Source organism: Streptomyces albiaxialis, assembly GCF_039530985.1.
Classification (GTDB): domain Bacteria; phylum Actinomycetota; class Actinomycetes; order Streptomycetales; family Streptomycetaceae; genus Streptomyces; species Streptomyces albiaxialis.
This window is the reverse complement of record NZ_BAAAPE010000013.1, coordinates 174,951-199,757: the sequence shown is the minus strand read 5'-3', so window position 1 is coordinate 199,757 and position 24,807 is coordinate 174,951. Positions and strand designations below refer to the sequence as shown.

The window sequence follows — 24,807 nt, the reverse complement described above, 5'->3', positions numbered from 1 at the left end:
GCGGGATGCTGGCTCCAGGCCCACGGGGACCAGGGAGCCAGGGGCCAAGGTCCAGGGGGTCAGGGGGGAGGACATCGTGCATCTGCTCGATCTGCTCGCGGCCCGCGCCCGCCCGGCGGCGGCGCTGCACATGGCCCTCACCCGGCGCTGCCCGCTGTCCTGCGCGCACTGCTCCACCGCCTCCACCATGGACGCCGAGCAGCTCGACGCGGCGCTCCTGGAGGAGTTCGTGGCGACCTTCACGCCCGGCGACCGGCCGGACTTCCTGCTGCTCACCGGCGGCGAGCCCCTGCTGCGCCCCGGACTCGTCCGGCGGCTCGCCCTGCGGGCCCGCGCGGCCGGCTGCCGTACCCAGGTGACGTCGGGGATGTTCTTCGCCGCGCGGGGCGGCGTCCCCGGGCCGGTCGCCCGCGCGCTCGACGCCGTCGACCATGTCGCGGCCAGCGTGGACGCCTTCCACGAGCGGGAGGTGCCGCGCGGCGCCGTGCTGCGCGTGCTGCGGGGCCTCCTCGACGCGGGGAAGGACCTCAGCGTGCAGGTCACGGGGTTCGCCGCCGACGACCCGTATCTGCGGGAGGTCACCGACGACATCCGGCGGGAGCTGGAGGACCGGGTGCCGGTGCTGGTGACGCTCGTACGTCCGGCGGGCCGCGCCCGGGAGCTGCTGTCCGGCACGGGCGGGGACGCCGCCCCGGCCGCCCCGGGGCACTCCCTGCCCGACCCGTGCTCGATGGCCGCCTGGCCCGTCGTCGCCTTCGACGGGACGGTCGTGGCCTGCTGCAACCAGGACGTGGTCGACGGGCGCGGCGGCGGGCCGCCCGCGCACCTGACGCTGGGCCATATCGCCACCGACGACTGGGCCACGGTCCGCGAGCGGCAGCTCGGCCGCCCGGTGCTGCGCGGCATCAGGGCCTTCGGCCCCGTCCACCTGGCGGGCGGGGCCGCGCGGGGCCGTGGCCCCTGCGACACCTGTGTGCACGCGCTCGCGGCCGGACCCGTGGCCGAGGAGGCCGAGGCGTCGCTGCGCCGGCCGCGCACCCGCGCGATGGAACGGGCCCTGGGGCAGCTCGTGGAGGCGGGCGGCGCCGAGGCGTTCCTGCGCCGTCACGTGACCGAGCGGTACCGCCCCCTCGCCCACCTCGGCGCCCCGCCCGCACGTGTGCCGGGGGCGCCGGGGGTGCCGGAGGCCCAGGGCGGCGCCCGGTGAGCGCCGGGACCGCTCGGGCCGCCCGGGCCGCCGGGGCCGGGCTGGACGCGCGGATCGGGCTGCTGCTGCCGGAGTTCCGCGCCGCGCTGGACCGGATCTGGGCGGTCCCCGCGCCCGCCCGGCTCTACCCCGACTACCTGTGCGTGACCCACCAGACGATCCGCGCCTCCGTACCGCTGATGGAGACGGCCCTGGAGCGCTGCCGGGAGCTGGAGGCGGGGGACCCGGTGGCCGCGGCGCTCGTGCCGTACTGGCGGCGGCACATCGCGGAGGAGGCGGGGCACGACACCTGGCTGCGCGAGGACCTCGCCGCCATCGGCCGCGACCCCGACGAGGTGTGGCGGCGCGTCCCCTCGGCGGCGGTGGCGGCGCTCGTCGGCACGCAGTACTTCTGGATCGCGCACGTGCACCCCGTATGCCTGCTCGGCTATGTGGCGGTGCTGGAGGGCAGCCCGCCGCGCGCGGACGTGGCCCGGGTGCTCAGCGCCCGCACCGGCCTGCCGTACGAAGGCTTCCGCACCCTGCGGCGGCACGCGGAGCTGGACCCCGCCCACGGCGAGGAGCTGCGCGCGTTCCTCGACGGGCTGCCGCTGACCGCGCGGATGCTGCGCGGCGTGCACCTGTCGGCCCTGCACACCGTACGGATGCTCGTGACCGTCTTCGACGCGCTCACCCGCGCGCACACGCCCGCGCCCCCGTGCCGGGGCGGGGGCGGCCGGAAGGAGGCGGCGTGCCCCGGCTCGTCCTGCTGACCTCGCTCAGGCACCGGCGGTTCCGGCTGCTCTACGGCGGCCAGGCCGTCTCCAGCGTCGGCGACTGGCTCGACTACCTCGCCGTGGTCGTCCTGATCACCTACACCTGGGAGCGCGGCCCGGAGGCGCTCGCGGCGCTCAGCATCGCGGTGGCGGTGCCGCTGGTGCTCTTCGCCCCGGTCGCGGGGGCGCTCGCGGACCGGATCGCGGACCGCAAACGGGTGCTGATCGCCTGCGACCTGGCGCGCGCCGGGCTCGTGCTCGGCTATCTGGTCGCGCCCGGACTGCCCGTGCTGCTCGTCCTGGTCATGCTCAAGGGCGCGTTCGGGGCGCTGTTCATGCCCGTGCAACAGAGCACGCTGCGGGCCGTGGTGCCCGAGAAGGACCTGCTGTCGGCCACCTCGCTGACGGTCTTCACCAACCAGGCGGCGAAGGTGGCCGGTCCGGCGCTGAGCGGGCTGATCGTCGCCTGGTGGAGCGTCGAGGTGGCGTTCGTGGCCGACGCCGCGACCTTCCTCGTGTCGGCGGTGCTGCTGGCCGCCATGGATCTGCCCGCGCGGGAGGCCGACCGGGCGCCGTCGGCGCGCGCGGAGCGCTCCCGGATGCGGGCCGACATCGTCGAGGGGCTGCGGTTCGTCGTCCGTACGCCCGCGCTCGTCGTGGTGATCGGCAGCCTGGCCGCCGCGCTGTTCCTGGTCCTGGCCTACGACACGCTCTCGCCGCTGGCGATGCGCGAACTCGGCCTCGGCGAGTCGACGCTGGGCTACGTGGTCGCGTGCGTCGGGCTCGGCGCGGCGGCCGGCACGCTGATGATCAGTCAGTGGGGCATGAAGTCGGGGCCGTTCCGGGTGCTGGGCATGGCCCAGTTGGCCGCCGGGGCGATGGTCTGTGGCATCGGTGTCGGACTCGCCCTCGACGTCCGCGGCTTCGCGTGGCTGTGGATGTTGGTGGCGCTGGGCGTCGGCTTCGCCGCCGCCGGAATCATGGTGGTCTTCCCCTACGTGCTGCACCGGGAGACCCCCCAGGAGCTGATCGGCCGGGTCACGGCGACCGCGAACACGTTCCCGGTGCTGATGCAGCTCGCCGCGCCGCCCCTGGGGGCGCTGCTCGCCGACCGGTACGGCGTCGGCTTCGTCTTCCTCACCGCCGGACCCGCGCTGGCGGTGCTGGGCCTGGCCGTATGGCTGTTCGGGCGGCGCTCGGCCGCGAGAGAGCGCGGGGAGCGCCGGGAACCAACGACTGGAAGGGGCGACAGCATGCCGGATGACAAGCGTCTGGAGGACCTGCGCGCTGCGGGCTTCGAGGTCGACGCCCTCACCGGCGAACAGCTCGACGTCCTCTCGGGCCTGGCGGACGACGAGATGGAGGTCCTGCTCGCCGTGCGGCGGCGCCTGGACGAGGCGGTGCCGGAGGTCGAGGCCCACAGCACGGAGCCCATCATCGGCGGGGTCCTCTTCTGAGGCCGTCCCGGACCCTGTGGCCGCACGGGAGGGAGCGCGTGTGGACGGCACGAACGGCACCAGCCGCAAGACCATCACCGTCGTGTTCTGCGACATGGTCGGCTCCACCGCGCTCAGTGAACGGCTCGACGCCGAGGCGCTGCGCCACCTCCTGCTGCGCTACTACGCGCTGCTCCGCGAGTGCCTGGAGCGGCACGGCGGGACCGTCGAGAAGTTCATCGGCGACGCGGTGATGGCCGTCTTCGGCATCCCCGTGGTGCACGAGGACGACGCGCTGCGCGCGGCCCGCGCCGCGCTGGAGATCCTCGAAGCGGTCGAGGGCTTCGCCGCCGGGACCGAGCGCGACGTGGGCACCGGGGTCGCCGTGCGGATCGGCGTCCACACCGGGGAGGTGGTCACCTCGGGCCCGGTGGACGCGGGCCACACGCTGGTGTCGGGGGAGCCCGTGAACGTCGCGGCGCGCCTGGAGCAGCACGCCGCCGCCGGGCAGATCCTCATCGGCTCCGCCACCCACCGGCTGATCGCCGCGCACGCCGGTACGGAGCCCGTGGAGCCGCTGACCGTCAAGGGCAAGTCCGAGCCCGTACCGGCCTGGCGGCTGACCGGCATCAGACCCGTCGAGGAGGAGCCCTGGCGGGGTCCGGAGGGGCCGCTGGTCGACCGGGGGGACGAACTCGCCCAGATGCGGATGGTCTTCGCCCGCGCCGTGCGCGACCACACCTGCCACCTGCTGACCCTCTACGGCGACCCCGGGGTGGGCAAGAGCAGGCTCGCCCGTACGTTCGCCGAGGAGGCGGCGGAGGACGGGGCCCTGGTGGCCGCCACCCACTGCCCGCCCTACGGCAGCGTCAGCTCCCTGGCGCCGCTGGCCGGGCTCCTGCGCCAGATGCTGGGCGACGACCCCCGGGAGCGGCTGGCCGCGCTGCTCGGCACGGGCGTGGCCGAGCGGTCCGCCGCGAGCACCCTGCTGGAGCTGGTCCGCACCGGGGTGTCCCCGGCGCCGTTCGAGGAGACGCGGTGGGCGCTGCACCGGCTGTGCGCGGTGCTGGGGGCCGAACGCCCGCTCGTGGTGCTGCTGGACGATCTCCACTGGGCGCACGAGGACCTGCTGGGCGTGCTCGACCACCTGGCCGACTGGACACAGGGCTCCGCCGTGCTGCTCCTGTGCGCGGCGCGGCTCGACCTGCTGGAGCGGCACGCCCAGTGGGGCAGCGGCAAGCTCAGCGCCACCGCGCTGGTGGTCCCGCCGCTCGCCCCCGACGACTGCCGCGAGCTGGTGCTGCGGCTGTCCGGGCGGCTGCCGGAGCCGGGGCCGGGTCCGGGGCCGGGGCCGGGGGAGGGCGTCGAGGTCGTGCCGCACGACACGGGTGGTGAGGCCGTACCCAACGGGTTCGTCGACCAGTTGGTGGGCCGTTCCGAGGGGAACCCCCTGTTCTGCGAACAGCTCGTCGAGATGGCCGTCGAGGGCGCCGACCCCTGCGCCGTACCGCCCTCCGTGCGGGCCGTCGTCGCGGCCCGGCTGGACCGGCTGGCGGTGCGGGAGCGCCGGGTGCTGGAGTGCGGGGCGGTCATCGGCTCCGAGTTCGGCGCCGAGGACCTGTCCACGCTGCTCCCCGCGCCGCCGGACGCGGCGTCCCGGCCCCAGGACGTCGTGCGGGTCCTGGCCCGCCGCCGGCTGATCGAGGTGGGGCGGGCCGGGGCCGAACGCTGGCGGTTCACCAGCCAGTTGATCCGCGACGAGGTCTACCAGGGCATGTCCAAGCTGCTGCGTGCCCGGCAGCACGAGCGCCGCGCCGCGCACCTGGCCGAGCGCACCCCCGACGACCACCACGCCATCGGCACCCATCTGGAACGGGCCTGCCGGCTGCGCCGCGAACTCGGCCCCCTCGACGACGAGGCCCGCGCCACCCGGGCCCGCGCCGTCGAGCACCTGGCGGCGGCGGGCACCGGGGCGCTGGGCCGCGGCGACGTGCGCTGGGCCGTGGACGTACTGCGCCGCACGCTCGCCCTCCTCGAAAGCGAGCCCCAGGACGCCACCTCGCTGGCCGTACGCACGGCGCTCGCGGAGGCGCGGCTCGCCTCCGGGGAGGCGGGCGAGGCCGTGACCGAGCTGCGGCGGATCCTGTCCGAGGCCCGTGTCTCGGGGGAGGCCCGCATCGAGGCCCGGGTGCGGCTGCAACTGGCCTATCTGGAGCCCGGCGAGACCGGATTCGCGGCCACCCTGGAAGCCGCCCGGGCCGCTGTGCCCGTCTTCACCGAGGCGGACGACGCGCTGGGGCTGGCGCGGGCCTGGCTGGCGATGGGGCAGGAACGGCAGAGCCGCAGCCTCCACGGCGAGGCCACCCGGTATCTGGTGCGGGCCCAGGAGGAGGCCGTCCGCGCGGGCGCTCACCTGGAACGCGCCTCCATCCTGGGCGCGCTGGCCGTCTCGCTGTGGCTCGGCCCCGAGCCCGCGCCCGAGGCGCTGCTGCGCTGCGGCCGTATCCGTGCGGAGCTGGCGGACCGCCGGATGGCACGTGCGACGGTGTCCTCCTCCACGGCCGTACTGCTGGCGATGCGCGGCGAGCACGCCGAGGCCGGGGAACTGCTCGCGGAGGCCGCCGCGACGCTCACGGACCTCGGCCACCTCTTCGCGCTGCCCGCCGTCCACCTCTTCCAGGCCGCCGTGGAGGAGCTGGCGGACCACTGGGAGGAGGCCGAACTCCTGCTGCGCGGCGCCGTGGCGGACCTGACGGAGCTGGGCGACGGGCAGTTGCTCGAAACCGCCACCCGGGGGCTCGCACGCCTGCTGATCACCAGACCGCAGGACGACGAGGATGACGAGGGGGACATGGACACGGGCCCGGAGACCGTCGCGCGGATCGCCCCGGAGGCCGCGGCGGAGGCGCTGCGCCTGGTCGACGGCCTCCCGGAAGCGCGGCTGAGGGCCATGCCCGCCGCCTTCGCCGACGTAGGCGGCATCCGTGCCCGGCTGGCGGCGGCCGGGGGCGACGCGTCCGCGGCGGCCCGGCACCTGGCGGCGGCGCTCGACGCGGCGTCCGCCACCGACTCGCCGGTGGCCGTGGCGGGTGTGGAGCTGGACCGGGCCCTCGCCGCCGCCGCGCTCGGCGACCCCGTGGCCATGACCGGCGCCGCGTCCGCCGCGCGGCGGCACTTCGCCGCCAAGGGCCATCTGGTCGGGGTGCGGCGCGCCGCCGCGCTGCTGCCGGAGGGGGACCGTTGAGCGCCCCGGCGCGCCCGTCGGGGGCCGGGCGGCAGCGCCTCACCTGGAACCTGCTCGGGCGCGACCGCGCCGAGATCGAGATCGGCACGGACTGGCCGGGGCCCGCCGGTGCCGACTGGGCCTGGGGCGGGTCCACCGGACGGGGCGTGCGGGTGTGCGTGCTCGACAGCGGCGTGGAACCGGACCACCCGTCCGTGGGCCCGGTGGCCGCCTCGTACGAGGTCCGGGCCCGGGCCGCCGACGGCGCGTCCGGCGCGTCCGGCGCGGCTGACGCGGGCGGCGCGGACGGCTGCGCCGTGGTGGAGGTCCCGGGCGGCGACGAGTGCGGGCACGGCACCGCCTGCGCCTCGATCATCCGGCGGATGGCCCCCGACTGCGCGGTGGAGAGCGTGCAGGTGCTGCGCGCCGGGGTGCCCGGCACCGGCGACGTGCTCATCGAGGGGATCCGCTGGGCCGTGGCGGAGGGGTACGACGTGATCAACCTGAGCCTCTCGACGACCCGCCGCCAGTTCGCCCACACCCTGCACGAGATCGCCGACCACGCCTACTTCGGCCGCAGCCTGCTGGTCGCCTCCGCGCACAACATGCCGGTGGAGAGCTACCCGTGGCGGTTCTCCTCGGTGATCTCGGTCGGCAGCCACGAGGAGGCCGACTCCGAGCTGCTGCTCTACAACCCGCACCCGCCGGTCGAGTTCTTCGCGCGGGGCGTGCGGGTGCCCTCGGCCTGGCCGGGCGGCGGCACCCGCCGGTGCACGGGCAACAGCTTCGCGACCCCGCACGTGGCCGGGCTGTGCGCGCGGATCCTCGCCAAGCACCCGTCGATGACGCCGTTCCAGGTCAAGCAGGCGCTGTTCCTCGCCTCGGCCAACGTCAGCGCGGCGCCCGCAACTCCAGGAGGCCCAGCATGAACGGCAACGACAACGGCAACGACGGTGGCAGCGGCGCGGGTCCGGCGGTTCCGGGCCCGACGGAGTCGGAGAGCGAGGACCGCCGCCTGCTCCAGTCCGTCGTGGAGACCGCGCGGGCGATCTTCGACGCGCGGGCCAGCTCCATCTTCCTGCTGGACGAGGAGCGCGGCGAGCTGGTCTTCGAGGCGGTCTCGGGAGAGGGCGAGGACCAGCTCGTCGGCCGCCGCTTCCCCGCCGCGCGGGGCCTCGCGGGCTGGGTGATCCAGTCCCGCCAGCCGCTGGAGGTGGACGACGTGGACGAGGACGCCCGGTTCGCCCGCGACCTCGCCCAGTCCACGCGCTACGTCCCCCGGGCGCTGATGGCCGCGCCGCTGCTGCACGGCGAGGAGGTGCTCGGCGCCCTGGAGGTGCTCGACCGGAGCAAGGAGCTGCGGACCGAGCTGGCCGCGATGGATCTGCTGGCGCTCTTCAGCGGCCAGGCCGCGGCGGCGCTGAGCGTGGTCCGGCGCCGACGCCGGCGCCGTACGGCGGAGCCGTACGACGGGGCGGCGGGGCTCGTGGAGGCGCTCTCGGAGTTGCGGGGGGAACGGCGGCGTGCCGGGGTGCGCCTCGTGGGCGCGCTGGAGGAGCTGCTGCGCCCTTGAGTCCGTCGGGGGTGCTGCCAAGGGGGTTGCCCCTCGCCGTGTTCCCCCAAGCTCTTCGAGCAGGGAGGTACCCCCAAGGCTGCGGTGTTCGCCGTGGCCGGTCGCGCAGTTCCCCGCGCCCCTCAAGCGCCCTGCGGGCGCGGGCTCACAGCGTCAGGGCCGCCACGCTCGCCGGGCCCCGTTCCCTCGCCAGGCCCCGCACCAGTCCGGGCAGCCGGAAACCGGCGCGGGGCGTGCAGTCGAGCAAGTGCGTGTCCGCGAGCCGGTCCAGGGTGCGGCGGGTCTCGGTGTCGTCCGTGCCCAGCAGCCGCCGGGCGACCTCGAACGTGAACTCGCCGTCCTGGTCGAGGAGTCGGACCGCCGACCAGTCCGCGTCGCTCACGCCCGTATAGCCGCGCAGCAGCCGCTCGCGCAGGTCCACGTCGCCCGCGGTCAGCTCCTCCAGCCGGTCCTGCGACTCCAGCGCCGCCGCCTCCCTGGACAGGGGCCAGGTCCGGCGCGCGGCCAGCCGGGCGCCCACGACGCGCAGCGCGAGGGGCAGCCCGTCGCAGGCCGCCGCGATCCGCAGGGCGGCGCCGGGTTCGGCGGCGACCCGCTCCTCGCCCACGATCCGCCCCAGCAGCAGCACCGACTCCTGGGTGGTGAGCGGCTCCAGCTCCAGCACGCGTGCCCCCGCGAGCCCGGACAGCCGGGAGTTGCTGGTGACCAGCGTCGTGCACCCCGGGTCGCTCGGCAGCAGGGGGCGTACCTGGGACTCGGCGGAGGCGTTGTCGAGCAGCACCAGGACCGGCTCGGAGGCGGCCATCCGCGCCCGGTACTCCCATACGAGGGACGAGAGCCCGCCCGAGGAGGGCAGGGGGTGGCCGAGTTCCTGGAGCAGCTCGGCGAGCGCCACGGCGGGCAGCTTGGGGCGGCCCCGCTCGTCGAGCAGGTCCACGGAGTACCGGCCGCCGGGGAAGAGGGATTCGGCGGCGTGCGCCGCGGCGACGGCGAGGGCCGACTTGCCCACTCCGGGTCGGCCGGTGACGACGGTGAGCTGCCAGGGCCCGGCCGGTCCCGGGCGCGTGCCGGCGCCGGGCAGGACGGCCGCGAGGGCGTGCCGGCGGCCGGTGAAGTCGGGGATGCCCGGGGGAAGTTGGACGGGGCGGTGCGCCTGGCCCGCCGTACGTTCGGCCGTACGCCCGGGAGCGGGGCCCGCGTCCTCCCCGGAACCGCCCCCGGAACCCTCCCCGGACACCGGTTCCGGCGCCCGGTCCCGTACCGGTTCCGGCGCCCGCTCCCGTACGGGCTCGGCGACCAGCTCGCAGACCGGCTCGGGGTCGCGCGGCGCGGGCGGCCGGGAGCCCTCCCCGGCCAGGATCGACTGCTGGACCTGCTGGAGCACGGTGCCGGGCTCCAGCCCGAGTTCGAGCGCGAACAGCCTGCGGGTCTCGTCGAAGACGTTCAGCGCGTCGATCTGGCGGCCGATGCCGACGAGTGCCCGCATGTACTGCGCGCGCAGCAGTTCCCGGTACGGGTGGGCCGTGACCAGCGGCTCCACCTCGTCCACGACCTCGTGGTACAGCCCCAGCTCCAGCCGGGCGGAGAACCACATCTCCAGTACGGACAGCCGCCGTTCCTCCAGCCGGTCGGCCTCCTTCTCCAGCGGCGCGGCGCCCTCGAACCCGGTGAACGGCCGTCCCCGCCACAGCACCACGGCCTGCCGGGCCAGCCGGTCGACCTGCTCGTGCTCGTTGCAGAGGGTTGCGCGGCGGGCGTGGTCGACGTGCTGCTCGAAGCAGACCATGTCGATCTGCTCGGGGGCGACCGCCAGCCGGTAGCCGGGCCGCTGGTACAGGACGCGCGCGCCGCCCCCGCCCGCCTTCAGGGCGCGGCGCAGGTGGTGGACGTGCACCTGGAGGTTCTTCGCCGCCTTCTTGGGCGGGTCGTCGTTCCACAGGGTGTCGATGAGGTGGTCCACCGAGACCACCGTGTCCGGCCTGCACAGGAGCGTGGCGAGCAGGAGCTGTTGCTTGTAGGGGCCCAAGGGAACGTCCCCTGCGGATGTCGTGGCAGTGAGTGGGCCGAGCACTCCGAACTGCATTTCCCCGTATTCCTCTCCGCTGCTGAACCGCGTGATTGATCATGACGTGCAACGTGGGACAGGGCCCAGGCAGTGTGTCGCCTGGGCCCTCAACTGCGCAGCCAGTTCGTTTACCAGACGAAGCCGCCGCCGAGCGCCGAGTCGGTGCTGTGCGGGGTGACTTCCTCGGCCGCGTCGAGCCGCTGCTTGACGGAATTCAGCAGCCGTACTTCCTCCTCGCTCAGCGAGGAAATGGCGTTGAGCTGCTGGGGCGAGGCGCCCTTGAAGTTGTGGCCTGCCGCGGCGAGTTCACGGACTGCGTCGAATGACATGACTTTTCCCCTCTGTTTCGTGCGGTGGGTACCGTTCCGGTGTTCTGTTGGGCCATGCGGTTGTGGTGTCGCCGGCTCTCCGGTCGTCATGCTTCGGCGGTGGCCGGGACCGGAATGTGCCGGGCGTCTATGACCGCGGTGAGTGCGCGGTTGGCGGCGTCGACGGAATGCAGCGCGCTCAGTCCCATCGCCGTGTTCAGTTGCGGGGTGAGCGGGAGGTCGTCGATGGTCCGCATGAGTTCGTCGCGGTGGCGGACGTCCAGCGCGGCATGGCGTTCCAGCGTCCGGAACGCGGCCTGCGGGAATCCGGTGCGCCGCATGATTTCGGCGGGCAGTTCGCGGGACGGCGGATTTCCCTCCAGCACCGCGACGTGGCCGAGCAGGCAGACCGGGTGGTAATGCCGGATCCAGTAGTACTGGGCGCCGACCAGGTTCGCCACGGCCCCGTCCGGGAGCCGCCGCAGCGGTTCGTCCGGGTCGCGGCCGAGCGCCGCCAGGTCCTGCCGCAGCCACTCGTCGTGGCCCGCCTCCTCGCGGATGTGCCGGGCGAGGTAGGTGACGAGGGCGGGCGCCACCGGGTCGTGCCCCGCGAGCTGCCGCGACCGTTCGAGCGCGCACTCCATCAGCGGCACGGTGGAGCGGATGGCGGTGTGCATCATGCAGAGGTACTCGGGATACAGCTCGTCGAGGCGGGGGGAGCTCCACAGCCTTCGCGCTGTCGCCGTGAGCTGGGGGAGCAGCAGATCGATCTTGCTGCGTAACACCTCGCTGTGGCGGGTCATCTGCGGTCTCTCCGTTTCGGCAGGTACGGGTGGCGGTCCGGGCCGCGGCATCGGCGGCCCGGGCGGCGGCGTCACGGGCGGCGCTACGGGGCGTCGTCGCCACGGGCGTCGTACGGGCGTCGTACGGGCGTCGCTCCGGGCAGAGACACGGGCGGCGCGGCGCCCGGGCGGGCGGGGCTCAGGAGGTGAGGGCGGCCAGCGCGGCCAGCCTCGGATCGCGCCCCGGGGCCCTCCGCTTCGTCATCTCCCAGCACAGCCCGCAGATCGAGGAGAACCGGCGGTCCGCGAGGTCCTGGTACTCCGGGAGCGAGGTGAGCGCCCCGGGGCCGACGGACCCGAGGAGCCGGAAGAAGTCGTCGGCCCGGAAGTCCTCGACGGCCTGGCGGACCTCGGCCGCGTCGGCGCAGTTCCGGCTCAGTCCCGGAGGCCCCGCGCCCATGATCACGGACTCGTTGCAGCAGACGGTCACGCGGCCGTCGTAGCGGATCACGGTGGCGTCCACGATGTCGCACGGCCCGAACTCGCGTCCGGCCAGCCTCCCGCCCGGGCCGTAGAGCCGCGCACCCCGGCCGTGGGCGACGCCGTGGGTGGGCACCAGTTCGGCGTGGCGTTCCCAGCGGGGTCCCAGCGCGGCGGCCAGCGCCTCGCGGGCCCGCTCCAGGGTGTCGCCCTCGTCGATGGCCTGCACGACGATCGGGATCCCGTGTCCGGCGATCACGCGGGCCGCGTTGCCGAACCGCTCGGGGCCCTGGCCCGCCACATGGTGCGCGTCGGTGCTCAGGTAGATCGCCGCGCACCGCTCCAGCACCTCGTCGATCCACGGCGGCGCCTGCGCGGTGCGGGCCCAGAAGCCGCTGGTGTAGATCACCACGTCCTTGCCCGCCTCGGTCAGCCCCCGCACCGCCAGGCCCAGCCCGCGGCGCTCCACGAAGGGTTCGCCGCCGGAGATGCCCACCATGGTGGTGTCGGGCAGTCCGGCGATCCCCTCCACGATCCCCTCGAAGAGCCGGAAGTCGGTGATGCGGGGGCTGTCCGGGCGTGAGTCCACCGAGCAGTGCGCGCAGCCCACCGGGCAGCGGTCGGTGACGAAGAGCAGCACGGAGGCGCCCCGGGTGCGGCGGATGCCGAGGATGTCCTGGTGCGTGAGCCGGGTCATGTGCCGCTCCTCGCGGGCTGCTGCGCGTGGCCGAGGGCGACCAGTCCGGCGTACGAGGCGAGCCCGTACTCCCGTGCGAAGCTGACGGCACCGGCGTCGGCCAGCAGGTTCTCGGTCTGCCGCTCGATCAGCCGCGTGGTGGGCAGCGCGCCCGCCTCGGCGACCGCCCTGGGCAGGGCGGGGTCCTTGGAGAGCACGTAGCAGGACTCGCAGTATCCGGGGCTGCCGCAGCCGTTCGCGGTCCCGTAGCGCTCCCGCAGGTACTCGGGCCCGGTCGCGCGGATCGCCCGCACCATCGGGCTCTCCAGCACGCGCCCGCGGATGGTGGACCAGTCGTCCCGGGCGATGTGCCCCATGTAGAGATGGGCCGGGAGCGGCACCTTGCCGTCCATCACGTCCTGGTTGCCGCACGCCGTCACCTGGCCGTTGAAGCCGATCACCGGCCAGGCCGCCACCGCGCAGGGCGCGGGCGCGACGGCCGACTTCGGCAGCGGCGCCTCGCGCACCAGCCAACTGTGCGCGCGCCCCAGCGGGCTGACCGGCACGACGAGCATGGGCACCCGGTCCCCGAACTCCCCCAGCACGTCGGCCGTGAGGTCCGCGAGGTACGGGTCGTCGTCGCCGAGCCCGGTGATCTGGAGGCTGACGTCCTTGCCGGTGTCCAGCACCTCGTGCAGCACCCGGAAGACCGCCGCGCGGGGCACCTCCTCCTCGTGGAAGACGTCGAGGCTGGCCGAGAAGTGGTCGACCGCGTCGATCGCCCGCCGCAGCGGGGGCGGAATGCGGTGCGCGCGCTCGTGCCTGGCGGCGAAGAAGAGCCCGGACAGCACCTGCGACCTGGCGCCCGCCGCACGGGCCAGCTCCGCGATGTCCTCGACCAGCCGGGGCCTCAGCAGGGCCTCGCCGCCGGACATGAGGACGAAATCGGGCCGGTTGTCAGGAGTGAGGGTGGCGGCGAATTTCCGGAAGAGTTCCTCCGGATACTCCTCGCTGTCCATGAGGGAGCTGGTCGAGCAGTGCCGGCAGGTCAGCGGGCACCGGCGGGTGATTCCGAAGAATACCGCCGCCGCCGGAATCGGCCGCCTCTGCAGGATCTCCATGAGGTGCACCAGGAATCCCCCTCCTGCGCCGTCTCATCGGGTTTGTGCTTCCAGTGTGAAGGACCGCCCTTGTCTTGAACTTTGCGCCCGGTTGTGAACTGGTTTTCTGGTCACGCAATTTCGTATTCACGCGGCCGGAATTGCCCCGTCCGCGCGCCGGCGCAGCGCCAGTGCCGCCGGAATGGCCGTGGAGAGCAGGGCGAGTACGGTCACTCCGGCGAGCACCAGTCCGTAGTCCAGCGGTGGAATTGCGAATTCCATGGATCCGGTGAGCGCGCCGTTGGCTCCCGCGAGCCCGGCGCACGCAATCCCGGTGCCGGTCGCACAGCCGATGAGAACGGCCAGGAAAGTCTCCAGATAGAGCATGCGCGTGATTTGTCCCCGGCTCGCGCCGACCAGCCTCAGCAGCGAGAACTCGCGCCCGCGTTCCGCGGTCCCCATGAGAAGGCCGTTCACCACGGACACCGCCGTGAACATCACCAGCACGAAGAGCGCGAGATAGGTTCCGGTCGTGTTCCGCGCCAGCGCGGTGCGCGTGTCCTCCGCGTACTCCCGGACATCGGCCGCGCCCGCCGTGGGATTGTCCCGGGTGAGCGCCGCCGCGGCCTTCCGCAGCCGCTCCTCGCCGCCGGGCCCGGCCTTCAGCAGCACCGTCTCGTCGAGCGTCTCCTGCGTGTGGGGCGCCAGATACCGCTGCGAGAACAGGACGTCGCCCAGCCCCAGCGGCCTGTCGAACACCGCGCCCACGGTGAGTTTCACGCGGGTGCCGTCGCCGAGCCATCCCGGCAGCCGGTCGCCGACCTCCACGTCCCGCTCCCGGGCGTGGGTCCTGCTGACCGCCACCGTGCCGTCCCGCTCCAGGCTCGCCAGCGAACCCTCCCGCACCCCCAGGTCGAGCGTCCGGGCCGCGGCCTTCGGATCGAGCGCCCCCGCGTCCAGCACGTCGGGCGTGCCCAGCGCGTACGACACGAAGGTGGCCGGGCGCACCGAGGCGACGGCCTCGGCGTCCGGCAGCTTCCGCGCCTGGCGCGCCACGTCCGGCGGCAGCCCCGGCGCCTCCCGGGGGACCAGCACCACATCCGCGCGCGTACGGTCCTCCGTCTGCTCGGCGGTGACCCGGTTGAGCGAGCCGGTCACCAGGATCACCGTGCAGGCCATGGTCGTGGTCAGCATCAGCGCCGAGGACACCGAGGCGACCCGGCGCACCGACGTACGGGAGTTGGCGTGCGCCAGCCGTCCCGTCACCCCGCCCAGCCAGGCGAGCAGCGAGCCCAGCGGCGGCTCCAGCAGCCGGGTCAGCAGCGGGCCGAGCAGCACGGCCGCGCCCATCAGCAGCATCACGACGAGGTACTGGAAGGCCACACCGACCTCGCCGCCGATGCGTTGTGTGGCGAAGAACAGCGCCAGCCCGCCGCCGAGCAGCAGCACCGCGAGGACCGAGCGCGTCACGCCCATCAGCCTGCGCGGCGCGGCCGCCTCCCGCAGCGCCTCGGCCGCGCGGATCCGGGAGATCCGCGCGGCGGCGGACAGCGCCGCCACCAGTGCCAGCAGCAGGGTGGCGGCGATCGCCAGCAGGAACGGCAGCGGCCCGACCGCGAGTTCGTACGCGGCGGGCACCGCGTCCCGCGAACGCAGCGCCCCCAGCACCGCCCCCGCCAGCGGTACGGCCAGCGCGCAGCCGGGCACCAGCCCCGCGAGCGCGGCCAGCAGCGTCTCCCAGGCGACCGTCCGGCGGACCTGCCAGGGCGTCGAGCCCACGGCCCGCAGCAGCGCGATCTCCTGGGTGCGCTGGAGCACCCCGAGCGCGACGGTGCCGCCCAGCACCAGGATCGCGAGGAAGCCCCCGATCCCGGCCATCGGCCCGAACAGCAGCGTGGCGTCCTCCAGTTGCCGCGCGGTGTCGGGAGCCCCGGCCTCGGCGCGGTCGTCGCCGGTGAGGACCTCGGCGCGCTTCACCTTCAGCTCCCCGGCGAGCCGCGCGGCCAGCGCCCCGTCCCGCACGCCCTCGTCCGGGAACACCCCGGCCACCGCGGCCTCGCGGCCGTCGGTCCCGGACAGCTTCGCGGCCGTCGCCCCGGAGAAGAACAGCGAGGACTGGTCGGGCAGTTCGCTCCCGCCGCGCGGCGCGGCGATCCCGGAGACCGTGAACGTCCTGGTGCCCGAGGCCGTGACCACCCGCAGGGTGTCGCCGGTCCGGTAGCCGCCCCGCTCGGCGACGGAGGCGTCGGTGACGACCTCGCCGGGCGTCCGCGGCGGATGCCCCGAGCGCAGCGTGAACGGCGTCAGCGCCGCCGCCCGCCACGCGTGCCCGTGCGCCGTTCCCTCGCCCGGCGCCGCGAGCGGCACACCGTCCTTGTCCACGGCCTGCGCGTAGAACGGGGTGTCGGTGACGACCCGGCCCACGCCCTCGACCGCCCGCACCTTCCCGACGGCGGCGGCCGACAGCCGCGGCGGCTGGTCCAGCGGGTAGCGCTCGTGGTCCACGTTCTGCCCCGACCCGGTCCGTACGACCAGGTCGGGATCCATCCGTACGGCCGCGGCCGTGGCCCCGAACCGGTCGGTCTCCGGCGCCGCGCGCAGGCCCGACTCGATCAGGACCGCGCACGCGGCGAGCAGCGCGGCGGCCAGCGCGGAGGCGGTCAGCGCCCCGATGAAGCCGAACCGGTGGTGCCGTATCCCGCCCAGCGCCAGCCGCAGCACGTCAGCTCCCCAGCCGGGACATGCGCTCGGTCACGCGCGCCGTGGTCGGCCCGCTCATCGTGTCCACGATGGCGCCGTCGGCGAGGAAGAGCACATGGTCCGCGTACGAGGCCGCGTTCGGGTCGTGCGTGACCATCACCAGCGTCTGACCCGCCACGGAGACCACCTCGCGCAGCAGCGCCAGCACCTCCTGGCCGGACGTCAGGTCCAGCGCCCCGGTCGGCTCGTCGGCGAAGATCACATCGGGCCTGGTGGCCAGCGCCCGCGCCACGGCGACGCGCTGCTGCTGGCCGCCGGACAGCTCGGCGGGACGGTGCCCCAGCCGGTCGGTGAGGCCCGTACGCTCCACCACGTCCCGCACCCAGCCGCGGTCGGGACGGCGGCCCGCGAGCCGGAACGGCAGCAGGATGTTCTCCTTCGCGGTGAGCGAGGGCACCAGGTTGAAGGTCTGGAAGACGAAGCCGACGCGCTCGCGCCGCAGCAGCGTCAGCCTCTTCTCGCGCATCCCGCTGATGCGGGTGTCCCCGAGGTGCACCTCGCCGGACGTCGGCTGGTCCAGCCCGGCGGCGCAGCGCAGGAAGGTGCTCTTGCCGGACCCGGAGGGGCCCATCACGGACGTGAAGGAGCCGGTGCGCAGCGTCACGGAGACGCCGCGCAGGGCGTGCACGGTGCCGCCGCCGCGGCCGTAGCGCCGGGTGACTTCTTCCAGCCGCAGCGCGCTGTGCGCGCTGTCCTGAGCCGATCGCGTCTGCTGCTCGGGCAGCGTCATGGTCCCGTGTTCTCCCTCGTTATCGGCGGGCTGCCAAGGGGCTGCCACTGGCGGTGCGTTGCGGGCTGCGGGTGCTTCGTGGCCGGTCGCGCAGTTCCCCGCGCCCCTGCCGGGGCAAGCCCCGAAGTCGGCCCGTACTCATCGCGCGCTCTCCCTACGGGAACGCAGCATGTGCCAGGCCGGGATCACGGCTGCCAGCAGCGCCAGTGCCAGCGCCGCCGCGACCGCGCCCAGGACGAACACGAGGGGGCCGGACATCTGGATCCCCCCGGTCAGCGCGGCGCTCGTCGCGGAGAGCACCACCGCCGCCACGGCGCCGCCCAGCACCAGCCCGCACCCGGCCACCACCGCGGACTCCGCCGCGACGAGCGCCAGCACGTTCCCCCGGGTGGCGCCGATCAGCCGCAGCGCGGCGAACTCCCCCGAGCGCACCAGCGTCGCCATGACCAGCGTGTTGACGAGCGCCAGCGCGGCGAACGCGGAGATCAGCGCGGTGAACAGATAGACGGGCCAGGTCTCGGAGACGGCGGCGTCGCGGCCGGCCTCCTCGACCGCGTCGCGGGCCGCGACCTGCGCGGTGGGCCAGCCCTCCGAGAACTTCGCCAGTTCCCGTTCCAGGCCGCCCCGGTCGGCGCCCTGTTCCGGCACGACGTAGACGGCGTCCAGCAGCGGGTCCGGGGTGTGCCGCCGCGCGACGGAGGCGGGCACCACCAGGTCGGCGAAGCCCAGCGACTTCTCGAACCGCGCGCCGACCTTCAGTTCGGTGCGGGTGCCGTCCGGCAGCCGCATCCTGATCTTCCCGCCGACCTTCCAGCCGTACTCCGCGGCCCGCTCCTCGCTCACCGCGACGGCCTTGCCCGTCCGCAGCCCCCGCAGGTTCCCGTCCGCGACGGGGATGTCCAGCGCGCGGGTCACCGACGGGGTGACGGCCAGCGCCTTCTGCGTCACGCTCTCCGCCTCGTCGCTACGCACCGAGGCGCGCACCCAGGACGTGCTCGTGGAGGCGACGGCGGCCACGCCCGGCACCTCGGCCGCCCTCCGCTCCACGCCCGGCGGCAGCCCCTCCGCGCCCGCGGGCAGCAGCACATGACCGGCCGTCAGCCGCTCGCCCGCCCAGTCGGACGCCACCGACTGCTGTGTCGTCTGGAGGAACAGCGCCGAGACCGAGAAGCCGACCATCAGGACGATCGGCACGGCCGCCGCGCCGACGCGGCGTGCCCCGGTGAGGCTGTTCGCCACGGCCAGCGGGCCGGTGCGCCGGACGAAGGCCCGTACGAGCGCGCCCAGCGGCGGCACGAGCGGACGGACGAGGGCGGGCGCCAGCAGCCCCACGGCGATCAGCAGCGTCAGCACACCGCCGAACGCGAGCCCGGCCCCCTCGACCCCGCCCTGGGCGATGCCGAACGCCGCGAAGAGACCGGTGAAGACGAGGAACGACAGCCCGGACACCGTGCGCGGCAGCGGCATCCGGGGCGCGGGCGCCTCGGACTCGCGCAGCGCCTCCTCGGGCCGCACCCGCGCGGCGCGCCGCGCCGCGGACCACACGGCGAGCCGGGTGATGACGATCCCCGCCGCCGCGGTGCCCCACAGCGGCCACGGCCCGACCGTGACCTCCAGCTCCTCCGGCGCGACGCCGAGCCCCACCAGGCCGTCGGCCAGCGGCCCGGCCAGCGCGGCGCCCGCCGGGATCGCCACGGCGCCGCCGAGGACGGCGATCAGCAGCGTCTCCCAGCCGAGCATCCGCTTGACCTGGCGGGGCGTCGCGCCCACCACCCGCAGCAGCGCGATCTCGCGGTGCCGCTGGAGGATCGCGAAGGCGAATCCGCCGGCCATCGCGAACAGCGCGACGAAGACGGCCAGCGACCCCATCGTCACCACGAACACCAGCGTCTCGATGAACAGCACGTCGCTGGAGGACACTTCGGCCTCGGACGTGTCCGTCAGCACCCGCACCGTCGGGTCGGGGCCCACGGCGTCCCGCACCCGCCCGGCGACCGCGTCCCGGTCCGCGCCCTTGTCGAGGGTCACCGCGACCGCGTGCACCAGGCCGCCGCGCGGGGCGAGCGCGGCGGCCGTCGCCGGGCTGAAGAACAGCGCGGCCTGGTCCTTCGTCAGCTCCTCGCGCGGCCCCGCCGCGATCCCGCTCACCCGGTACGTGCGAGGCCCCTCGGTGCCGGTGACCACCGTCACCCGCGCGCCCACGCGCAGCCCGCCCTCGTCGGCCGTCCGGGAGTCCAGCACCACGTCGCCCCGTGCGCGCGGACGTTCGCCCTCGCGCAGTGCGAACGGGGTGACCTTGGCGCTCTCCCACGAGTGGCCGTAGGAGCGCTCGCCCTCGCGGGGGCCGAGGGGCCGCCCTTCGCCGTCCGTCGCCTGGGCGTAGAAGCTCAGGTCCGGCACGGCCGTACGGACCCCGTCGACGTCGCGGACGCGGTCCACCAGCCGCGCGGGAACGGGCGGTCGCGGCACCAGCGGCGCCTCGACGTCCCCGAACCCGGGCTCGTGCGTCCGCCCGTCGAGTCCCGCGTCGGAGCTGCCCGTGACGACGAGCGAGGCCGCGTCGAAGCGGTTCGGTTCGCCCTGCCCGCGCAGCGCCGACTCCAGCAGCACTCCCGCGGACGAGAGCAGCGTCAGCGCGAGCACGACGGCCGCGAGCGACCCCGCGAAGAGGGAACGTCGCGTGCGCAGGGTGCTGAATGCGAGGCGCAGCACGGATGCTCCTCATCCTGATCCTGTGGAGGTGAACCGGCGTGTGCCGGGTGCGTGTCGACCACCCCAGCGTTACCCACCCCGCTGTCCGAATCCTGTCCGTGCGCTGTCCGGCCGGGCGGCGGACCGCCGCGGGAACGAGACATTCCCGACCGGGACATGGTGGTCTGGTCCCATGGAGTTTCAGTTACTGGACGATCTGGCGGTCCGGGACGGCACGGGCCGGTCGCTCGTGATCGCCGGCACCCGGCCCCGGCTGCTCCTCGCGCTCCTGTTGCTGCACGCGCCCACGGCGGTCAGCTCCCGCCGGATCCTGGACGACCTGTGGTCGGGGGCGCCCGCCAAGAACCCGCCGGCCGCGCTGCACACCACCGTGGCCAAGCTGCGCCGTACGCTCCAGCCGCACGCCCCCGGCCTCGTCGTCACCGCGCCCGCCGGATACCGGCTGAACCTGGAGGGGCACACCCTCGACGTCCACGAGTTCGAGGCGGGGGTGGCGCGGGCCCGTACCACCGCCGACCCCGGGCAGCGCGCCGCGCTGCTGCGCGGGGCGCTCGCCCGGTGGACCGGGGAGCCGCTGGCCGGGCTCCCCGCGCTGCCCTTCGTCCAGGCGGAGCGGGCCCGGCTCGAAGCCCTCTGGCTGGCCGCGCTGGAGGACCGGGCCGAGGCGGAACTGACCGCGGGGCCCACGCCGGGCGCCGACCTCTCGGCGCTCGTGGAGACGGTGCGCGCCGCCGCTGCCGCCCGGCCGCAGCGCGAACGGCTCCAGGCGCTGCTCATCCGGGCGCTCCACCGGTGCGGACGGCAGGCCGAGGCCCTGGAGGTGTACGGGGCGGCGCGGGCGTATCTGCGCGGACGGCTGGGCATCGAGCCGGGCCCCGAACTCCGCGAGGCCCAGCGCGCGGTCCTGCACGGCCTCACCGGCCCGGAGACCGGCCCGCACCGGGCCCCGATCCCAGCACCGGCCCAGTCCCCGGCCCAGTCCCCAGAGCGGCCCCCGGCCCAGCCTCCGGCCGCCCCGTACCCGGCCGTGGAACTCCACATGGCACCGGAGACCCGCACCGCCGCCCCCGAAGTCCTCGCCGTACCGCCGGACGGACTCGACGTCCGTACCGGGAGTTTCGTCGGCAGGTCAGCGGAACTGGCCGACATCTCCGCACGGTTGGAGCAGAGCAGGCTGGTCACCGTGGTCGGCGCCGCGGGCATCGGCAAGACCCGGCTCGCGTGCGTCGCCGCCGCGCGGGCACAGGCGGCGGGCGCGACCGTGTGGCGCGTCGACCTGGTGCCCTGCGCGCCCGGTGCGCCCGAGGACGTACCGGAGGCCGTGGCCGCCCGGCTGCGCATCCCCTCAGCGGGACCCGTACGCCCCGGGGAGGCGGCCCGGGAGCGGATGCGCGCGGTCGTCGAGCGCTCCGCCTCGCCCCTGCTGCTGCTCGACAACTGCGAGCACGTGGTGGCCGCCGTCGGTGAGCTGGTCGTCGGGCTGCTGGCCGACTGCCCCGGGCTGCGGATCCTGGCCACCAGCAGGGAGAGCCTCGGCGTGACCGACGAGTCCCGCCTCCCGCTCGCCGAGCTGAGCCCCGACGACGCCGAACGGCTCTTCCGCGACCGCCTCCTGCGTCTCGCCCCCGACGCGGAGCGGGCCGCGGCCTCGGACGACGTACGCGAGGTCTGCGAGGCGGTCGGACGGATGCCGCTCGGCATCGAACTCGTCGCGCCCAAGGCCGCCTCGGCGCCGCTGCCCGCGATCGGCGCCCAACTCCGCTCGCAGCGCGGCCTGCTGGACGCGCCGCTGCGCTCCGCCGACGCCCGGCACCTGACGCTGCGCGCCGCCATCGACTGGAGCTACGGGCTGCTCACCGACGGGGAACGGGCCGTCCTGCGCGCCCTGTCGGTCTTCTCCGCGCCCTTCCCGCAGGGCGCGGCGGAGGCCGTGGCGGGCCCTGCGGCCGCCGCCGCGCTGCCCCGGCTCGCCGAGAAGTCGCTGGTCGTCTACGACCCGGGGCGGCCCCAGGGCCCCGCGAGAGGATCCGGGCCCCGGTACCGCATGCTCGTGCCGCTGCGCCAGTACGCCCGTGCCGAGCTGGCCGCGCGGGGCGAGGAGGCCCCGGTGCGGCACCGGCACGCCTCCTGGGTGGCCGCGCTCGCCGAGCGCTCCGCCGCCGCGTGGCGCACCGGTGGATATGCCGCGGCGTTCGCCGAGACCGACGCCGCGTCCGCCGAGATCTCCGCCTGCCTCGACTGGCTCCAGGACGGCGGCGGGGCCGCGACCCCGGCCGACGCCGCCGCGGCCCGCGCCCTCGCCGGGCGGACCGCCACCCGCCTCGCGCTGTACTGGTCGGCCGCGGGGCAGGGCGAGGAGGGCCACCAGCGGCTGGGCCGGGCGCTGGAGGACGCGGCCGGGGACGAGGACTGGTTCCCCGAGGCCCTCGCCTGGTGCGGCTGGCTCGCAGTCAACATCCGCCAGGACGAGGAGGAGGCCGCCGAACTGCTGCGCCGGGCCGTGCCCGCCGCGGACAAGACGGGCGACCCGGCGGTCGTGACGCTCGTCGGCGCCCTCGCCCTGACGGCGCACGTGCGCCAGGAGCGGCTCGCCGAGGCCCGCGACGTCGCCCGGCGGACCGGGCCCGCGCTCGACGGGCGCGCCCACCGCTGGGAGACCGGCATCTGGCGGCTCTTCCACAGCGAACTCCTCGTCGCCGAGGGCGCCCACGCCCCGGCGCTGACCTCGGCCCTCACCGCGCGCGAACTGCTGGCCCCGCTCGACCCGCACTCCGCGGCCACCGCCGGGACCATGGTCGGCATGGCCTACGAGCGGCTGGGCGAACGCGCCCTGTCCCTGCGCGCGTTCCACGCCGCGCACGACGAACTGCGCGCCCTGGGCTCCGAACACGAGGCCGCCTACCTCCAGGCCGTCCTCGCCTGCGCCGCCGTCGGCGACGCCGACTGGGAGGGCGCCGCGGCGCACGCCGACGCGCTGGAGGACCACGCCCGGGAGAGCACCGAGCGCTACTTCCTCGCCAAGGCCGAGACCGTACGGGCCCTCATCGCGCACGCGCGGGGCGCGCCCGAGCGCGCCGAGGCCCTCCTCGCCCGCTCCGCCGAGCGCTACGAGGCCGCCAACCGGCCCGAGTGCGCGGCCCACGACCTCACCCGGCTCGGCACCCTCGCGGCCGAGCGCGGCGAGGAGGTGCTCGCGCAGGTCCGCTGGGAGAACGCGCTGGACACGGCGCGCCGTTCGGGCCGCCGCTACGCCGAGATCCGGCCCCTGCGCGCCCTCGTCGCGCTCCGCGAGGCGCGGCACGACGACGAGGGCGCGGCGGAGCTGCGCGACCGGCTGGCGGCCGCGCAGCGGGACGCCTCGGCGTGCCGTACCACCGAGTGCCCCTTCCACCTGGCCGTACCGGAGGGTCAGGCGCGGTAGCCGAGGACCGTCATCATGCCCGCCTCGCCGTGGTAGACGTTGTGGCAGTGGAGCATCCACAGGCCCGGGTTGTCGGCGTCGAAGTCGACGTCGAGGCTCTTGCCCGGGAGGACGATCGCGGTGTCCTTGCGGGGCCCGCCGCCCGGCAGGGCGAAGGTGTGCCCGTGCAGATGCATCGGGTGCCACATGGTGGTCGTGTTCACGAACCGCAGCCGTACGCGCTCGCCCGCGCGGACCGGGTAACGCTGGTCCGGTGAGTACTTCTTGCCGTTGACGGCCCAGTCGTACTTCTGCATGCCCCCGGTCAGCTTGAGCGTGAGCGTGCGGTCGGGACGGGCCCGTTCGAGCCGTACCGACTCGTGCGCCCGGAGCTTGTCGGCCGTGACCAGCTTGCCGTCCAGCTCCTTCGGGCGCGCCTTCGCGGAGGGCGCCCCGCCGCCGCCCGTACGGAGGAGGGCGCGGGCCGTCTCCTTCTTGCCCTCGGCCAGGGCGGTGAGCGGGAAGACGCCGTCCTTGGCGGTGACCAGGACGTCGTAGCGCTCGCCCATGCCGAGCAGCAGCGCGTCCGTCTCCGTGTGGGTGACGGGGAAGCCGTCCGTGTGCGTCACCGTCATCCGGTGACCGCCGAGCGCCACGCGGAACGCGGTGTCGCCGCCCGCGTTGACGAGACGGATGCGGATACGGTCGCCGGGCTTGGCCCGGAAGGTGCGCGGGGCGGCGGTCGTACGGCCGTTGACGAGGTAGTGCGGGTACTTCACGTCGCCCGCGTCGCCGCCGAGCAGCTCGCTGGTGGCGCCCATCATCATCCGGGACGGCCCGTCGCCCTTGCCGTCCTTCGGCTCGGTGCGACCACCCATCCCATGCATGTCATGGCCGCCACCGTGGTCCATGCCGCCCATGCCCTTGCTGAGTTCGGCGAGGACGGCGTCCGGGGTCGAGCCGTCCACACCGTCGACCCAGTCGTCGAGGACGACGACCCACTCCTCGTCGTACTCCAGCGGCTCCTTCGGGTCCTCCACGATCAGCGGCGCGTAGAGCCCGCGGTCCTGCTGGACGCCGGAGTGCGGGTGGAACCAGTACGTGCCGGGGTGCGCGAGCCGGAAGCGGTACGTGAAGTCCGCGCCGGGCCGGATCGCGCGCTGGGTCAGCTCGGGCACGCCGTCCATGTCGTTGCGCAGAGCGAGCCCGTGCCAGTGGAGGGACGTGGCCTGGGGGAGATTGTTGGCGAGGGTGAGCGCGAGGGTGTTGCCCGCGGTGACGCGGACCTCCTTGCCGGGCAGCTCGCCGCCGTACGCCCATGTCGGGACGGTCGTGCCGTCGCCGAGGTCGAGCCGGGCGCGGGTGGCGGTGAGCTTCCTGGTCTCGGTCCGCCCGGCCGCGCGCTTGTCCTCGGCGGCCTGCACCTCCTTGCCGGAGGGGGAGACGTAGCCCTTGCCGTCCTTGCCGCCGCTCTTGGCGGAGCCGCTTCCGGCGTCGTCCGAACAGGCGGCGAGCAGCCCGCCGCCCGCGAGCGCGGCGCCCGCCGTGAGCACGCCGCGGCGTGAGGGAAGGGAGGATCGCAGGGAGGAATTGCGCATGC

16 protein-coding genes are annotated in these 24,807 nt (G+C 75.1%); 7 read left to right on the top strand and 9 right to left on the bottom strand.

The features are described from left to right. Positions 1-76 precede the first annotated feature (76 nt). Genes ABD343_RS24475 through ABD343_RS24450 form a run of 6 tightly spaced genes read left to right on the top strand, consistent with a single transcriptional unit; the run spans position 77 to position 8,194 of the window. Positions 77-1,207 carry a radical SAM protein gene (locus ABD343_RS24475; protein WP_344531473.1) on the top strand — a complete coding sequence of 377 codons (1,131 nt, stop codon included), beginning with the start codon at positions 77-79 and terminating at the stop codon, positions 1,205-1,207. Beyond that, positions 1,204-1,959 (top strand): iron-containing redox enzyme family protein, encoded by a 756-nt coding sequence (locus ABD343_RS24470; RefSeq protein ID WP_344531472.1) that lies wholly within the window; start codon positions 1,204-1,206, stop codon positions 1,957-1,959. Before ABD343_RS24475 ends, ABD343_RS24470 begins: the two co-directional genes overlap by 4 nt. Next, positions 1,938-3,419, top strand: a complete 1,482-nt coding sequence (locus tag ABD343_RS24465) for an MFS transporter (RefSeq protein ID WP_344531471.1) — start codon at positions 1,938-1,940, stop codon at positions 3,417-3,419. Before ABD343_RS24470 ends, ABD343_RS24465 begins: the two co-directional genes overlap by 22 nt. Before the next feature lie 40 nt (positions 3,420-3,459). After that, on the top strand, positions 3,460-6,642 hold the full coding sequence (locus tag ABD343_RS24460; protein WP_344531470.1) for an adenylate/guanylate cyclase domain-containing protein: 3,183 nt from the start codon (positions 3,460-3,462) through the stop codon (positions 6,640-6,642). Then, a complete protein-coding gene (locus ABD343_RS24455; protein WP_425578257.1) occupies positions 6,639-7,550 on the top strand; it encodes a S8 family peptidase in 912 nt (303 codons plus the stop codon). The genes ABD343_RS24460 and ABD343_RS24455 overlap by 4 nt, the downstream gene beginning before the upstream one ends. Continuing rightward, a complete protein-coding gene (locus ABD343_RS24450; RefSeq protein ID WP_344531469.1) occupies positions 7,547-8,194 on the top strand; it encodes a GAF domain-containing protein in 648 nt (215 codons plus the stop codon). Before ABD343_RS24455 ends, ABD343_RS24450 begins: the two co-directional genes overlap by 4 nt. A gap of 145 nt (positions 8,195-8,339) precedes the next feature. Here ABD343_RS24450 and ABD343_RS24445 read toward each other — a convergent pair whose 3' ends face one another. The 8 genes from ABD343_RS24445 to ABD343_RS24410 all read right to left on the bottom strand — a co-directional run bounded on the left by ABD343_RS24445 (position 8,340) and on the right by ABD343_RS24410 (position 19,807). Further along, entirely contained in the window at positions 8,340-10,220 is a 1,881-nt protein-coding gene (locus ABD343_RS24445; RefSeq protein WP_344531468.1) for an AfsR/SARP family transcriptional regulator, read from the bottom strand. Positions 10,221-10,387: 167 nt separating this feature from the next. After that, a complete protein-coding gene (locus ABD343_RS24440; RefSeq protein ID WP_344531467.1) occupies positions 10,388-10,588 on the bottom strand; it encodes an aroma-sacti cluster domain-containing protein in 201 nt (66 codons plus the stop codon). Positions 10,589-10,674: 86 nt separating this feature from the next. Further along, positions 10,675-11,370 (bottom strand): iron-containing redox enzyme family protein, encoded by a 696-nt coding sequence (locus ABD343_RS24435; RefSeq protein WP_344531466.1) that lies wholly within the window; start codon positions 11,368-11,370, stop codon positions 10,675-10,677. Between the two features lie 178 nt (positions 11,371-11,548). Continuing rightward, complete coding sequence (locus ABD343_RS24430; RefSeq protein WP_344531465.1) at positions 11,549-12,526, bottom strand: radical SAM protein; 978 nt, start codon at positions 12,524-12,526, stop codon at positions 11,549-11,551. After that, a complete protein-coding gene (locus tag ABD343_RS24425) occupies positions 12,523-13,626 on the bottom strand; it encodes a radical SAM protein (RefSeq protein ID WP_344531464.1) in 1,104 nt (367 codons plus the stop codon). Before ABD343_RS24425 ends, ABD343_RS24430 begins: the two co-directional genes overlap by 4 nt. A gap of 126 nt (positions 13,627-13,752) precedes the next feature. Continuing rightward, on the bottom strand, positions 13,753-16,326 hold the full coding sequence (locus ABD343_RS24420; RefSeq protein ID WP_344531463.1) for an FtsX-like permease family protein: 2,574 nt from the start codon (positions 16,324-16,326) through the stop codon (positions 13,753-13,755). A 1-nt stretch (position 16,327) separates the two neighbouring features. Then, entirely contained in the window at positions 16,328-17,095 is a 768-nt protein-coding gene (locus ABD343_RS24415) for an ABC transporter ATP-binding protein (protein ID WP_344531462.1), read from the bottom strand. Between the two features lie 138 nt (positions 17,096-17,233). Further along, positions 17,234-19,807, bottom strand: coding sequence for an ABC transporter permease (locus tag ABD343_RS24410; protein WP_344531461.1), 2,574 nt, complete (start codon positions 19,805-19,807; stop codon positions 17,234-17,236). 172 nt (positions 19,808-19,979) lie between these two features. Here ABD343_RS24410 and ABD343_RS24405 point away from each other — a divergent pair, with 172 nt between their 5' ends. Continuing rightward, positions 19,980-23,228, top strand: a complete 3,249-nt coding sequence (locus ABD343_RS24405; RefSeq protein WP_344531460.1) for an AfsR/SARP family transcriptional regulator — start codon at positions 19,980-19,982, stop codon at positions 23,226-23,228. On the opposite strand, the gene ABD343_RS24400 is transcribed toward ABD343_RS24405, so the two are convergent. After that, positions 23,216-24,805 carry a multicopper oxidase family protein gene (locus tag ABD343_RS24400; protein ID WP_344531459.1) on the bottom strand — a complete coding sequence of 530 codons (1,590 nt, stop codon included), beginning with the start codon at positions 24,803-24,805 and terminating at the stop codon, positions 23,216-23,218. The genes ABD343_RS24405 and ABD343_RS24400 overlap by 13 nt on opposite strands. Positions 24,806-24,807 lie beyond the last annotated feature (2 nt).

Bases quoted from the DNA above. Each gene is read 5' to 3' on its own strand.
- ABD343_RS24450 (WP_344531469.1), top strand. From the start codon at position 7,547: ATGAACGGCAACGACAACGGCAACGACGGTGGCAGCGGCGCGGGTCCG.
- ABD343_RS24440 (WP_344531467.1), bottom strand. From the start codon at position 10,588: ATGTCATTCGACGCAGTCCGTGAACTCGCCGCGGCAGGCCACAACTTC.
- ABD343_RS24435 (WP_344531466.1), bottom strand. From the start codon at position 11,370: ATGACCCGCCACAGCGAGGTGTTACGCAGCAAGATCGATCTGCTGCTC.
- ABD343_RS24430 (WP_344531465.1), bottom strand. From the start codon at position 12,526: ATGACCCGGCTCACGCACCAGGACATCCTCGGCATCCGCCGCACCCGG.
- ABD343_RS24425 (WP_344531464.1), bottom strand. From the start codon at position 13,626: ATGGAGATCCTGCAGAGGCGGCCGATTCCGGCGGCGGCGGTATTCTTC.
- ABD343_RS24415 (WP_344531462.1), bottom strand. From the start codon at position 17,095: ATGACGCTGCCCGAGCAGCAGACGCGATCGGCTCAGGACAGCGCGCAC.
- ABD343_RS24405 (WP_344531460.1), top strand. From the start codon at position 19,980: ATGGAGTTTCAGTTACTGGACGATCTGGCGGTCCGGGACGGCACGGGC.
- ABD343_RS24400 (WP_344531459.1), bottom strand. From the start codon at position 24,805: ATGCGCAATTCCTCCCTGCGATCCTCCCTTCCCTCACGCCGCGGCGTG.